Annotated in this window: 8 protein-coding genes; 6 read left to right on the top strand and 2 right to left on the bottom strand. The window is 42.4% G+C overall.

The window, feature by feature from the left end:
- Positions 1 to 76: 76 nt before the first annotated feature.
- Both OQX62_RS17505 and OQX62_RS17510 read right to left on the bottom strand, forming a co-directional pair.
- Positions 77 to 574, bottom strand: coding sequence for an ankyrin repeat domain-containing protein (locus tag OQX62_RS17505; protein ID WP_265832916.1), 498 nt, complete (start codon positions 572 to 574; stop codon positions 77 to 79).
- Positions 575 to 584: 10 nt separating this feature from the next.
- Positions 585 to 2,720, bottom strand: a complete 2,136-nt coding sequence (locus OQX62_RS17510) for a catalase (protein WP_265832917.1) — start codon at positions 2,718 to 2,720, stop codon at positions 585 to 587.
- Between the two features lie 216 nt (positions 2,721 to 2,936).
- Between OQX62_RS17510 and OQX62_RS17515 the strand changes: the two genes are divergently transcribed.
- The 6 genes from OQX62_RS17515 to treY all read left to right on the top strand — a co-directional run bounded on the left by OQX62_RS17515 (position 2,937) and on the right by treY (position 15,168).
- Positions 2,937 to 4,070 (top strand): alpha/beta hydrolase, encoded by a 1,134-nt coding sequence (locus OQX62_RS17515; protein WP_265832918.1) that lies wholly within the window; start codon positions 2,937 to 2,939, stop codon positions 4,068 to 4,070.
- Positions 4,071 to 4,269: 199 nt separating this feature from the next.
- Positions 4,270 to 6,741 carry an ATP-binding protein gene (locus OQX62_RS17520; protein ID WP_265832919.1) on the top strand — a complete coding sequence of 824 codons (2,472 nt, stop codon included), beginning with the start codon at positions 4,270 to 4,272 and terminating at the stop codon, positions 6,739 to 6,741.
- Between the two features lies 1 nt (position 6,742).
- Positions 6,743 to 7,102: a response regulator gene (locus OQX62_RS17525; RefSeq protein ID WP_265832920.1), complete on the top strand. Its 360-nt coding sequence runs from the start codon at positions 6,743 to 6,745 to the stop codon at positions 7,100 to 7,102.
- Positions 7,103 to 7,179: 77 nt separating this feature from the next.
- Complete coding sequence (gene glgX / locus OQX62_RS17530; RefSeq protein ID WP_265832921.1) at positions 7,180 to 9,306, top strand: glycogen debranching protein GlgX; 2,127 nt, start codon at positions 7,180 to 7,182, stop codon at positions 9,304 to 9,306.
- 17 nt (positions 9,307 to 9,323) lie between these two features.
- Entirely contained in the window at positions 9,324 to 11,162 is a 1,839-nt protein-coding gene (treZ, locus tag OQX62_RS17535) for a malto-oligosyltrehalose trehalohydrolase (RefSeq protein WP_265832922.1), read from the top strand.
- Positions 11,155 to 15,168 (top strand): malto-oligosyltrehalose synthase, encoded by a 4,014-nt coding sequence (treY, locus tag OQX62_RS17540; protein WP_265832923.1) that lies wholly within the window; start codon positions 11,155 to 11,157, stop codon positions 15,166 to 15,168. Before treZ ends, treY begins: the two co-directional genes overlap by 8 nt.
- Positions 15,169 to 15,179 lie beyond the last annotated feature (11 nt).

Consider the following 15,179-nt stretch of genomic DNA (forward strand, 5'->3'; position numbering starts at 1 on the left):
ATCAGCCAGTTGAACCAGTCTTTGTATTTTTTCGGTTGAACTTCTAGTTGTGCCATAATATTAATTTTATAATACATTAACAGTCTACAGCCGCCGATGTTTGCCTGCTCAGTAATTCTGCACCTTCTTTATTGCCTTGTTGTATTGCCAGATCCAGTGCCGTAAGGCCTCTGAATTCAGTCACATCCCGATTTGCTCCTTTTTCAAGCAGCATCCTGATCAGTTCATTTCTGCCGAACATGGCAGCAAACATGAGCGCAGTGCCCCCGTTACCGTGCTGAAGATTAAGATCAGCGTCATGTTGAATTAAAAGGGCAGCAATAGCTGCATACCCTTTAAAACATACGCCCATCAAAGCTGTATTTCCGCCAGCATCACTTTTATTGATATCAGCATTAGCATTGAGCAATACCTGTACTGCGGCAAGCTGGTTATTGTAACAAGCAATGATTAAAGGCGTATAACCTTTTTCATCCGCTGCATTTATATCAGCTCCTGCGCTAATTGAACTTTGTAAAAAATTAACGTCGCCGGTTCTGGCTGCGCTGATTAATTCAGCAGTGTTTTGATTCATTTTACGATGATTAGGCTGGTACATCAGGTTTTTTCTCTCTTTCCCAGAAACGGTGATTTGCAATTGCGTTTACAAAGTCTGCTGGTTGCTGATCCGCAAGCACACCTAACGGAGTTTTACTTTTATCCATCGGTATTAACGCCGCTTTGAGTAGTTCTGCTCCCTCTGCTTCAGCAGCAATTGCCTTGCAGTGTTTGAAAGCTTCTGTCACAAAGTGAACGGCATCAGCTTCTGCCTTGATTGCAGTTATGCTTGGTGCACCACCTGGAATATATACGGCGTCAAATAACACTGATGCGGTTGTCAGGAAGGTAAAATCGACTTTGATCTCTGCACCTGTATCATCCTTGATGAAGCCGCCATGAGTAGCTACAATTTTTGCCTGTGCTCCGCCTGCCAATAATGCCTTTTTAGTTGCATTAAGTTGCGCACCATTCACACCATCAGTAGCCAGTACTGCAATTACCCGCGATTTTATGCTGTTTTTTGGCGTATTGGACATGCTGAGCGCCGCAGAAACTTTTAACGATGAACTGCCTGTTTTGGATTCGTACTTTGCCGGATCTGCATCTGCCGGTACACCATGGTTTATGGGTTTTTCCGGTGCTGCAGGTACATCTAATCCGAGTCCTGTCGCTACTTTTTTAGCCAGTTCCATATCTACTTGTGTCAGGATGCCCACCATTCTCTTGCGGATGTCCACAATTTCCACCTTGCCCAGTTCAAACTTTAATGCGTCAACAAGATGGTTTTTTTCGACCTCCGACTGACTATTATAGAATAATTTTGCCTGGCTGAAGTGGTCAAAGAAGCTGTCACTGCGGTCTCTGATTTTTTTAGCGTCTATTCTTTCCTGATAGGAAGTAAACCCGCCTTCTGCTTCTTTTGCCTGTACAGGAAAATTACCACCTATACTGTTGGGTTCATAGCTGGTGCGACTGGTGCTGATCGTCTGACGCATGTGACCATCGCGCTGATTATTATGCACTCCGTTTACCGGTCTGTTAATTGGTATTTCATGGAAATTCGGACTGCCTAGTCTTGATAACTGTGTATCTGTATAGGAGAACAGACGGCCTTGTAATAAAGGATCATTAGAGAAATCAAGACCCGGAACCAGGTGGCCAGGGTGGAAAGCGATCTGTTCCGTTTCAGCAAAAAAGTTGTCGGGGTTTCTGTTCAGCGTCATTTTACCTACAAGCTGTACCGGTACGATCTCCTCCGGTATCAATTTGGTAGGATCCAGGATGTCAAAATCAAATTTATGCTCATCTTCTTCGGGGATGATCTGTAAACCCAGTTCCCATTCCGGGAAAGCGCCGCTCTCTATCGCATCCCAAAGATCGCGTCTGTGAAAGTCGGGATCATTTCCTGATATCTTTTTCGCTTCATCCCAGGCTACGGAATGTACACCCAGTAAAGGCTTCCAGTGAAATTTAACAAAACTGCCTTTGCCTTCGGCATTAATTAAACGGAAAGTATGTACACCAAAACCTTCCATCATGCGGTAACTTCTTGGAATTGCTCTGTCTGACATTAACCACATTATCATGTGCGTTGATTCGGGCATAAGTGAGATGAAGTCCCAGAAAGTATCATGTGCAGAAGCTGCTTGTGGAATTTCGTTATGTGGTTCTGGTTTTACAGCATGAATCAGATCCGGGAATTTAATGGCATCCTGAATAAAAAAGACAGGCATATTATTACCTACAAAATCATAATTGCCTTCTTGTGTATAAAACTTCACAGAGAAACCTCTCACATCCCTTGCCAGATCTGTAGATCCTCTGGAGCCGGCTACGGTAGAGAAACGAACAAAAACGGGGGTTTTAGCTGAAGTATCATTCAGGAAATTTGCTTTGGTATATTTTTCCTGTGATTCATACAGTTCAAAAACTCCATGCGCACCAGATCCTCTCGCATGAACAATACGTTCAGGAATACGTTCGTGATCAAAATGTGTTATTTTTTCTCTCAGGATGAAGTCTTCCAGTAAGGTAGGACCTCTTTCTCCAGCTTTTAAAGAGTTCTGATTATCGTTGATCTTCAGCCCCTGGTTTGTGGTCAAAAATTCACCTGCTCCGTTTTCTTTATCCGGAGTTAGTTCTTTTTGTTTCCCGTTCTGTGAATTGTTGTTGTTTTTCATATTTTATTTTTTAGGCGATGGATCCTGCATCAGTATGTCTTTTATAAGTGCTGACTTATACAGGTTTCATTTTCCGGCTTTAGCTATACTATCGCATTAACACGCTCCATCTTAAAGTGTTTTAGCTGTTTTTGTTTTATATAGGCATTCCTGCAGGTTGTAGGTTGAAACATCCCGTTGGCGGGGGTGTTAAGGGGGAAACAAAATAATATACCTATGAAATTTTTATCATTTAATTCAGCTTTTGCATTATTAGGGAGTGTAGTTATACTTTCTTCCTGCGGAAATAATTCAAAAAACACCGCTGGCAGCGATAGTGCTGCTACGGATACCGCGACCACAACTACAGAAACCGCATTGAAACCTGCTGGTCCCCCGCCAGAATGGGGTAAAACTATTCATCCTGAGATGCAGGCGGTGATAGAAAAGCTGGTCAGTTACGGCGATAAACCGATTGAAACTTTAAGTGCAGCAGATGCCAGGAAAAATCATACCCCAACGGATGCGGTAATGGATCTGATTAAAGAAAACAATATCATGTTACCGGCACCTGGTGTCGATACGGCAGGTAAAAATATCCCGGTAGCAGGAGGGAATGTTCATCTGAGAATTTATACGCCAAAAACCGGAACTGGTCCTTATCCTGTAATTGTTTATTATCATGGAGGAGGTTTTGTTATTGCAGATCTGGATGTTTATAACGCTTCTGCTCAAGGACTTGCAGAACAGGTGGGAGCAGTAGTTGTTTCCGTAGCCTATCGTCTGGCACCTGAGTTTAAATTCCCAACTGCTCATAATGATTCATTTGCTGCTTATGAATGGGTAGTTAAAAATGCAGCATCAATAAAAGGTGATCCAAAGAAGATTGCTGTTGTAGGTGAGAGTGCAGGTGGTAATCTGGCTGCAAATGTGAGTATAATGGCCAGAGATAAGAAAATAATGGTTCCTGTTCATGAAGTACTGGTTTACCCGATTGCACAGGCAGATATGACTACTGAATCTTACAAGACTTACGCTGATGCACATCCTTTAAACAAAGCGATGATGGCCTGGTTCACTAAGAATTATGTAACGGCTATGCCCGAAGCTGAAGACCCAAGAATTTCTCTGGTGAATGCCAATCTTAAAGGGTTGCCATCAACAACAATTATTACTGCCGAAATAGATCCGTTGAATAGTGATGGTATCATGCTCGCTGCTCAATTAAAAGCTGCGGGTGTAACCGTAGACTCAAAAAATTATGCAGGTGTGACGCATGAATTCTTTGGTATGGCTGCTGTTGTACCTCAGGCTAAAGATGCACAGGCTTATGCAGCTGATCAGTTGAAGAAAGCTTTTGAAAAAAAATAAAAACAATATGACAGTATAGGTGTTCATTTGAATATCTACTATGAAAAACTAAGGCGGATACCAGATTTGGTGTCCGCTTTTTTGTTTGTAATTTCATCCAAATATGAGCTGTATACGTATTATTTGTAATTAAGGGATTTGTTGGGTATTCTTGAAGAGAGTTTGAAAAGACGGTGGATTTATAGGAATTATGTATGTTATGGAGGATACAGCTAAGTTGAATAATTTGTCCTTTTTAAAGGGTGGCGGTGACTGCGGGGAATTACTCAGGAATTTTGATTGGTCAAAGTCAGTTTTAGGACCTCCTCAGTTATGGCCGCAGAGTTTAAAGACCTCCGTTAGTATTATTCTTCATTCCAAGTACCCGATGTTTTTATGGTGGGGGAGAGATACCATCATCAATATTCATAATGATGCCTATGTGGCGTTAATGGGTACTAAACATCCTTATTTTTTAGGCAGACGGGCAGATGAACTCTGGTCTGAAATCTGGGAAGAGAACCTGCTGCCCATGAAAAATATGATATTTGATGATGCAGAGTCTATTTATGGACAAGATCTGATGCTGGTGCTGGAACGTAAAGGATTCAGGGAAGAAGGTTATTATAATTTCTCCTACAGTCCGATTATAAATGAATACGGTGATGTAGGCGGATTATTTTGTGCCTGCCACGAGGAGACAAAAAAAGTATTACAACAGCGAAGAATGCAGCTGTCTACCGAGATAAACAGTGCTTCATGGGTCTCCAATTCAATTGCTGAAGTGATCAATGCTTCTTATAAAATCATTGATAAGTATTATAGTGATATTCCTTTCAGTGCTTTATATATATTAAATGCTAAAGGAGTTGCTCAGCTGGTCGGTTCTACGGCTGAACTGCAGGGGCATGAACCCTTTGATGAATATTATGATTTCTCAGCAGAGGATAATTTCTGGCAATTTGGCAAAGTCATAAAGTCAAGAATGCCTGTGTTTATTGAAGGTGTGGGAGATAAGATCACCAGGCTGCATCATACACTGCTTGGAGATTTGCCCCGGACTGCAGTGTGTATTCCGGTGTTTAAACCTGCAGATCATCAGCCTATAGGTATTATGGTATTTGGCGTAAGTCCTAATCTGGTATTTAACGATGAATATCAGCAGTTTTTTCAGCTGATTGCCTCTAAGATATCCCTGATTATGGGGAGCATCAATGCGCGGGAACAAGAGAAATTACTCATAAAGGCTTCAGAAGAGAACCTCAATAATATATTGTTTCAGGCCCCTGTATCGATAGCTATATTTAAAGACAAGGAGCTGAGGATAGAACTGGTCAATAACAAGTCCCTCGTAATGTGGGACAGAACGCTGGAGCAGGTTAAGGGTAAAACATTTGCTGAGGTATTTCCGGAACTGGTATCGCAGGGACACAAAGAAATTGTGGAAGAGGTCTATGATCGTGGCATTTCATTTTCCGCGAATGAGTCGCCCGTAGACATTTTCAGACGCGGTGAACTCTCTACTGCCTATTTTAATTTTGTGCATGAACCTTTAAGAGATATCCACCATCAAATTATTGGTGTAGTTACTGTTGGCTTTGAAGTGACAGATCAGGTTTTAGCGCGGAAAAAAGTGGAGGAAAGTGAACATCGGTTAAATATGGCACTTGATTACACGAATACTGCATCATGGGAGATGGACCTGCATACAAAAAATATAATCTTTACCAATCAGATGGCGAGGATACTTGGATTCGAAAAAGCTGCTGATCTGAACTTCTATAAAATGCGTGAACGTATTCATCCGGATGACCGCAGAGATGTTGTAGAGAAGGCTTTTAATGCTGCCATGTTAAATGGCGATTATAATTATGATGCAAGGATTGTTTTACCTGATGGAACGATAAAGTGGATACACACCCAGGGAAAGGTACTTTTTGATGAACAGCATATGCCATCGAAGATGATTGGTACGGTGAAGGATATCACTGATACTAAAAATGAGCAGAACAGAAAGGATGAGTTTATGGGTGTAATTACACATGAGCTGAAGACTCCGGTAACTTCTGTAAAGGCATTTGCACAATACCTGCAGGAACGATTTTTAAAAACGGGAGATGAAAAATCTGCTGCCCTGTTGGGAAAGATGGGAAATCAGATCAATAAACTTACTTTATTAATCCAGGATCTGGTGGATCTGACAATGATAGAAGGAACCGTGCTTAAACTGCAGCCACAGCACTTTGATTTTAACGAACTGTTAGCAGATACAGTGGAGGAACTGCAGAGAACAACCACAAAGAAAATAAAGGTAGTCAGTGACAGGCAAGCTTTAAATGTAAATGCTGACAGAGACCGGACCGGACAGGTACTGATCAATTTAATATCAAATGCAATCAAGTATTCTCCCGAGGCGGATCATCTTGAAGTGAATAGTTTTTCCGGGAATGAACACCTGATCTGTAGTGTGAAAGATTTTGGAATTGGAATTGCCAGGGAGAAACAAAAGAACCTCTTTGAACGATTTTACAGGGTTTTGGAGGATGAGCGTTCTAACTCGTTTCCTGGTTTAGGTTTAGGTTTGTATATTTCCGCTGAAATTATCCGCAGGCAGAATGGAGCCATATGGGTAGAAAGCGAAAGGGGAGAGGGTTCGGTATTTTACTTTAGTTTGCCACTAAATAATTCCTGAGATGTTAAAAAAAAGAGTTTATGTTGCTGACGATGATCCGGCGATCCTGGAGATTATTACGATGATTCTGGAAGATGAGGGTTATGAGGTAGAAACTTCTGTTGACGGGAGGTCGTTACAGGATGAGTTAACCATACAGCCGGATTTAGTTTTGCTGGATATCAGAATGTCTGGCTCTGATGGTGGAGAGATCTGCAGAAAACTAAAAAGTAATGTACGTACCAGGGCTATACCTATTATTCTGGTATCTGCAAATAAAGATATCGTATCCATTGCAAATAATTGTTTTGCAAATGATTTTTTACCTAAGCCTTTCGAAATAAGCGATTTAATTCAGCTGACTCACAAATATACTTCCTGATCTTTTTTTTTGTTAAGGCGTTTTTCCTGATTTAAAAAAATAAAAACATTTCTGCTGAAATTCCATTGATATAGGTAATGAACAACATTAACGTATATCCTGGATATCCTTATCCGCTGGGTTCAACCTGGGATGGTAAGGGTGTTAATTTCGCTATTTTTGCCGATAATGCAACTGCTGTTGAACTCTGTCTTTTTAATGAAGAGGATGATCAGACAGAAGTGATCAATTTAAGTTTAACTGAGCGTACGCATCATATCTGGCATGGTTATCTGCCGGGAATAAAACCCGGACAATTATACGGCTATCGGATTAACGGGCCATTTAAACCATTAGAAGGACATCGGTTTAACCTGAATAAATTATTGATTGATCCTTATGCCAAGGCTATCTCCGGTGTCATTAACTGGCATGATGCGTTATTTGGTTACGAAATGGGCTCCCCTGAAGCTGATTTGAGCTTCAGCGAAATTGATAGCGCCCCCTTTATTCCTAAATCTGTAGTGATAGACAATGCATTTGACTGGGAAGGAGAAACTCCTTTAGATATCAATTATCACGAATCCATCATTTACGAAGCTCATGTAAAAGGTTTTACGATGCAGCATCCTTATATTCCTGAAGAAATCAGGGGGACCTACGCCGGACTGGCACATCCTGCTACACTGAATTATTTGAATGAACTGGGTATTACTGCAATTGAATTGATGCCTGTACATCAGTTTGTCAATGACCGGCACCTGGTAGAAAAGGGCCTGAATAATTACTGGGGATATAATACAATTGGTTTTTTTGCTCCTGATATCAGATATGCTGCGAATAAAGAACGTGGAGGACAGGTGCTGGAATTTAAGCAGATGGTAAAAGCAATGCACAACGCGGGAATTGAAGTTATTCTCGATGTAGTTTATAACCATACAGCCGAAGGCAATCATATGGGGCCGACTCTATCCTTTAAAGGAGTAGACAATGCCTCTTATTACCGGCTGACAGAAAATCAACGGTATTATATGGATTATACAGGTACGGGTAATACTTTAAATGCAAACCTGCCTAATGTTCTCCGTCTTTTTATGGATAGTTTGCGGTATTGGATTACAGAAATGCATGTAGACGGTTTCAGGTTTGACCTGGCTCCTGCGCTTGCGCGTGAGCTGCATGATGTAAATAAACTGAGCGCCTTTTTTGATATTATTCATCAGGATCCGATCATCTCTCAGGTGAAGCTGATTGCGGAGCCCTGGGATGTTGGAGAGGGTGGATACCAGGTAGGAAACTTTCCACCGGAATGGGCGGAGTGGAATGGCAAGTACAGGGACTGTATCAGAGATTACTGGCGCGGAGCAAATAGTATGCTGGGAGAGTTTGCGCAGCGTTTTACGGGCAGCCCGGATTTATATCAGGGTGGTTACCGGAGTCCGATGGCCAGTATTAACTTTATCACTGCACATGATGGTTTTACCCTGCATGATCTTGTTTCCTATAATGAGAAGCATAATGATGCGAATGGAGAAGATAACCGGGATGGAGAGAACCATAATGGATCTTATAATTATGGGGTAGAAGGGGAAACGGATAATGAAGAGATCAATAAGATAAGAAAAAGGCAAAAACGTAATCTGCTGACCACCTTGTTTTTGTCACAGGGCGTACCTATGCTTGTGGCGGGCGACGAGATGAGTCGTACGCAACAAGGAAACAATAATGCTTACTGTCAGGATAATGAGATTTCCTGGTTAGACTGGGTTAAGGCAGATCAGGAGCTTTTTTCTTTCACAAAAGAGCTGATCAGACTGCGTAAGCGGCATCCGATTTTTTGCCGTAAAAGGTGGTTTCAGGGCGTGCCGATCAAAGGTATTGGTCTGGAAGATATTGCCTGGTTTTTACCTGAGGGAATGGAGATGGAGGAACATAACTGGAATGAAGATTATGCTAAATCTTTAGCCGTTTATCTGAATGGACAAGGGCTCAGAAGTACGGATGCACATGGAAACAAGATCATAGATGATAATTTTTATCTGATGTTTAATGCTCATGATGATTACCTGGATTATCGTTTGCCTAATGAACGTTATGGAAAAGAATGGGTAAAGGTACTGGATACGAGTGTAACGAGAATTGATGAGGAGCTTAGCCGTCATTTTACGAGTGAAACAATAAGGGTAGAGGGACGGTCAATAGTGCTCTTAAAACATGTGGAATAAAAGGATAAGCATACGAGATGAATCATATAGATAGCAGTAAACGGAATATTGGCGTAAATTTTAACCAGACGGGGGCAGCTGTTATTAGCCTTTGGGCACCAGAAGCCAAATCTGTTCAGCTGAAGCTGGCCAACAGAAACCTCAGCTTAAGTAAAGGTGAATTTGGATACTGGTCATTGGAAACAGCTGACCTGTCTGCAGGGGATACTTATCAGTTTTTACTTGATGATGAAATAGTGATCACCGATCCGGCAAGTTTACTCCAGGCAGATGGTGTACATGGAGCTGCGACGGCATATCACCTGAATAATTTTCAGTGGACAGATCAGCAATGGCAGAACCTGCCATTGCATACGTATATTTTTTATGAGCTGCATACGGGTACTTTTACAGCTGAGGGCACATTTGAGGGGATCATCAGCAAGCTTGATTACCTGGTAGAATTAGGTATTACTGCAATAGAACTGATGCCCGTAGCTCAATTTCCCGGTACAAGAAACTGGGGCTATGACGGCGTATTTCCTTTTGCCGTGCAGGAGTCTTATGGCGGACCTGAAGGATTGCAGGATTTGGTCAATGCTTGTCATGAAAAAGGGCTGGCGGTTGTGCTGGATGTGGTTTATAACCATATTGGCCCGGAAGGAAATTACTTCGCTTTATCCGGTCCTTACTTTACAGAGAAATATAAAACGCCCTGGGGCAGTGCAGTAAATTTTGATGATGCCTGGTCTGATGGCGTAAGGAATTATTTCATTGAAAATGTACTGATGTGGTTCCGGGATTTTCATATTGATGCGTTGCGGATGGATGCAGTACATGCAATAAAAGATTTTGGTGCTGTTCATTTTTTACAGCAGTTAAGGAAGGAAGTGGATCATTTGATAAAGACTACTCACCGCATGCATTACCTCATTATAGAGTCTGATCTGAATGATCAGAAATACATCCAGCCACTGTCAGCAAATGGTTATGGTATGGATGCAACCTGGATTGATGAATTTCATCATGCCTTGCGGGTAACTGCCGGAGAACCTGCAAATGGATATTACAGTGATTTTTCTGGTATTGAACATTTAGAGAAGGCTTACCGTGATGCTTATGTCTACGACGGGATCTACTCGCCACACAGGCAAAAAACTTTTGGAGGAAAGGCAGACGGACATGCTGGTGAGCAATTTGTGGTATGCTCACAAAATCATGATCAGGTAGGCAACCGAATGCTTGGTGAACGGAGCAGTGTGTTATTTTCCCGTGAAATGCAAAAACTAATGGCTGCGTCTGTAGTATGCAGTCCTTTCTTGCCTATGTTGTTTATGGGTGAGGAATGGGGGGAGACAAATCCGTTTCAGTTTTTCATCAGTCACGGTGAACCTGAGCTGATAAAAGCTGTTCGTGAAGGCCGGAAGGCAGAATTTGCGGCTTTTCACAGTCTGGGAGAAGCTCCTGATCCGCAAGCTGAAAGTACTTTTTTACAATCTAAATTACAATGGGATTTACTGAAGGAAAACGCCCATCAGCAACTATCTGATTATTATAAGGCTTTACTGAAACTCAGAAAACAGTATGCTCCACTGAGTACTGACCGGACGCAAATGATCGTAGCAGCTGATAAAGTGAATAACTGTCTGATTTTGCAGCGTTGGGATCAGGATCAGTATGTAGTCTGTCTGCTCAATTTCTCAAAGACTGTACAGGATCTGATTATGCCCCGGGCGCGGCCCTACTGGAAAAAAATATTTGACTCTGCCGATCCTTGCTGGGGAGGCCCTGCTATTGCTCCGGTATCCCTGGATGCTTTAGCTAATGTAACTGTTCAATCCGAATCTATTTTAGTTTATACCAGCAAACATGTTTAATCCACAATCCACCTACCGCATTCAATTCCATAAGGAATTTACCTTCAAAGATTTTGATCAGATTATCCCATACTTACATCAGCTAGGTGTAAATACTATTTATGCTTCTCCGATTCTGGAAGCTGTGCCCGGTAGTATGCACGGTTATGACACGGTGAATCCGGAACGGATTAATCCTGAGATAGGGACACTGCAGGAGTTGAAAGCGCTATCGAAAAAGCTGAAAAAATTGGGTATACGCTGGATTCAGGACATTGTTCCTAATCATATGGCCTTTCATCCGTCTAACCTATGGCTGATGGATGTGCTTAAAAAAGGATCAAAATCTAAATATGCTGAGTTTTTTGATATCAACTGGACCGGGGATAAAGAAACCCCGCTGATGGTGCCTTTTCTTGGAAGCACCGTAGCGCAGGCCATCGAGAAGGAAGAATTGAAACTGGTAACAGTGGACGGACTGTTTTATGTGCAGTACTTTGATACCAAATGGCCGGTAAATGACCGAGTGAAATCATTGGACACACCATTACAAGAAGTTTTGGACAGTCAGTATTACAGGCTCTGTCATTGGGAAGAAACGAATGAAAAGATCAATTTCCGTCGTTTTTTTACCGTGAATGCGCTGATTTGCATGAATATGCAATATCCTGAGGTTTTTACTGCCTATCATAAGCTGATTGTGACCTTGTTGAAGCAAGGTATATTTCAGGGTTTGAGGGTTGACCATATTGATGGTTTATATGATCCCGAGGGATATCTGGAACAACTGAGGACAGTTGCGGGAACTGATACTTATATTATAATTGAAAAAATATTGGAAGAAGGGGAAGAAATCCCTGCATTATGGCCGATTGAGGGGAATACAGGCTATGATTTCTTAGCACAGGTAAATAATTTATTTACGGATACCCATGCTAAAAGAGATTTCACCAGGTTTTATGAACAACTGACCGGCGACCATACTTCTGTTGGTAAACAGATCATTGAAAAGAAATCTGCTATCCTGGAAGATTATATGGGCGGGGAGTTGAATAATCTGTGTGAGCTGTTTATGGAGCTTGGTCTGGCTGAAGAAACGGAACTCAAATTGCTGCCTTCTGGTAGCCTGAAAGCTGCTATTGCGGCCTTTCTGATTGATTGCCCTGTTTACAGATATTATGGTAATGAGTTACCGCTGCAGGAGGCAAACCGTGAAGGCTTAAAGTCCTTATTCAAAAAAATAAGATCTATAAGTGATATTGAGCCAGCGGCAGACTTACTGGAAAAAGTTATATTAACAGAAACTGCTGAAGGCGCAGATGAAGGTTATACTGCGCGTGCAAAAGATTTTTACCTGAGATGTATGCAATTTAGCGGCCCCTTAATGGCTAAGGGTGTGGAAGACACATTGATGTATACCTATAACCGGTTTTTGGGTCATAACGATGTGGGTGACAATCCCGAAGCGTTTGGAATCAGCAAGCGGGATTTTCATGAAAGGATGCTCGTCAAACAGAATTTATGGCCATTGAGTTTGAACGGTACTGCTACCCATGATACGAAACGGGGAGAAGATGTGAGAGCGAGATTAAATGTATTGACTAACATACCCGAGGAATGGATTAAAACCGTGGGTGAATGGAGGATCATGAATGCTGCCCTGCCAGACATGCCCGATGCAAATGACGAGTATTTTGTTTACCAGACGCTGATAGGTACCTATCCGATGCCTGGCGTCCCTGAAGAGGATTACCTGGAGCGTTTACATGCTTACCTGGAAAAAGCCCTCAGGGAGGGTAAAACAAACTCGTCGTGGGCTGATCCTGATGTTGATTATGAAAAGAATGTTAAAGATTTTGCCACTGCACTACTGGAAGGTGATTCTCTTTTCTCTGAAAGCTTTAAGCTTATACAGAAAAAGGTAGCTGATTATGGTATTGTCAACTCCTTAAGTCAGCTGTTACTCAAATTTACCTGTCCCGGTGTTCCTGATGTTTACCAGGGGACAGAACTTTGGGATCTGAGTCTGGTTGATCCTGATAACCGGCGACCTGTTGATTATGAATTGCGTGACAGCTATCTGGAGCAGATTACAACAGAAGAGCCAACCCTAACGCAACTCTGGGAGGAGCGGTACAATGGGAAAATTAAGTTATGGTTACTGCACAAATTGTTCCGCCACCGGCAATCTGCTCCGCAGCTCTTCAACCTGGGAGATTATATTCCTCTTTCGGTGAAAGGCAGATATGCAAAACATGTTTTTGCATTTGCAAGAAGATATGGGCATGAATGGTATATCACTGCTGTACCACTTGATTTGGCGGGACTGACCAGAAAGCTGGGGGATAACCAGATTCTGGCCGATTGGAAAGATACCCGGATAGTGCTTCCGGCAGAGGCTCCCGCTGCCTGGGAGAGTGTGCTGAATACCGGCAAAGGAAAGGCTGTGGACGGTTTTTTAGCTGTTGCTGAAATTTTCGGTGATTTTCCTCTTGCGCTTTTAAAAATGACGCTTCCTTCAAATGATCGTGGCGCTGGTGTTTTGCTACATATTACTTCGCTGCCTTCGGTGTATGGAATCGGGGATTTTGGTAAAGAAGCGGAGAAGTTTATTGGGTTTTTATCCCGTGCCCGGCAGAAATACTGGCAGATTCTTCCGTTGAATCCAATAGGAGAAGAACAGGCCTATTCACCCTATAGTTCTGTATCTGGTTTGGCTGGAAATGTATTATTGATTAGTCCGGATTTACTGGCTGAGGATGGCTTGCTGAGCGGGCAACTGTTAAGGAAATACAGATTGCCTGCCAGAGCTGAAGTAGATTTTTCGCGGGTTACTGTGCTGAAAAAAGAGTTGCTGGATATTGCGTGGCGGACTTTTAACTCAGGGAAACATTACCTTTTGAAAAAGGCTTTTGATCAGTTTTGTATCAGTGAATCAGAATGGCTGAACGATTTTGCATTATATATTGTACTCAAAGAACAGCATCAGTATGCACCATGGTATGAATGGGAAAAGGACTTTAAGTCCCGAAACACGGAAGTTTTACAGGAATTTTCTCTAGCCAATGAAGCATTGCTGACTAAAATTAAATGGCAGCAGTTTATCTTTTTCAGGCAATGGCACCAGCTCAGGGCCTTTGCACATAAAAAAGGGGTTAAATTATACGGTGATCTTCCATTTTATGTGGGACATGATTCTGCAGATGTATGGTCTAATCCTGAGATTTTTAGTATCGATGCGGACGGCCAGTTGACGGGTGTTGCCGGCGTGCCACCCGATTATTTCAATGCGGAAGGGCAACTTTGGGGAATGCCGGTTTACCAATGGGATATCTTAAAATCCAAGGGCTATAGCTGGTGGCTGGCGCGGATCCGAAAAAACATGGAACTGTATGACTTATTGCGACTGGATCATTTCAGGGCATTTTATGATTACTGGGAAGTGCCGGCTGGCGCGGAGAATGCAATTAATGGTGAATGGCATCTGGGGCCCGGAGCAGATTTCTTTGAAATACTGCAGCAGGAATTTCCTGAAATGCCTTTCATTGCCGAAGACCTGGGTAAGATTACTGCAGAAGTATTTTTATTACGAGATGCATTTTCTTTGCCCGGGATGAAGGTGCTGCAGTTTTCCTTTGGCGAGGATATCGCAAATTCTGAGCATGTGCCTCATGGTTATGCCACAGCTAATTTTGTGGTATACACAGGGACGCATGACAATAACACGAGCCTGGGATGGTATGAACAGGACAGCACTAAGGGTGACAGGCAGCGAATCGAAGATTATGCAGGGACTACCGTAAGCAAAAAAAATGTGCATGTGGTTATGGGCAGGTTAGCCTACATGTCTATCGCAAAAATGGTGATACTACCTGTACAGGATATATTGGGGCTCGATGAAAGATCCCGGATGAATATGCCAGCTACTGTTGTGGGTAATTGGGGATGGAGATTGAAAGCCGGGCAGCTCGGACTGATGGAGGAGCTAAGGCTTAAGATGTGGACAGAGATTTTTGGACGGGTTTAACGGATAATATT

Source organism: Pedobacter sp. MR2016-24 (assembly GCF_026239655.1).
Classification (GTDB): Bacteria; Bacteroidota; Bacteroidia; order Sphingobacteriales; family Sphingobacteriaceae; genus Pedobacter.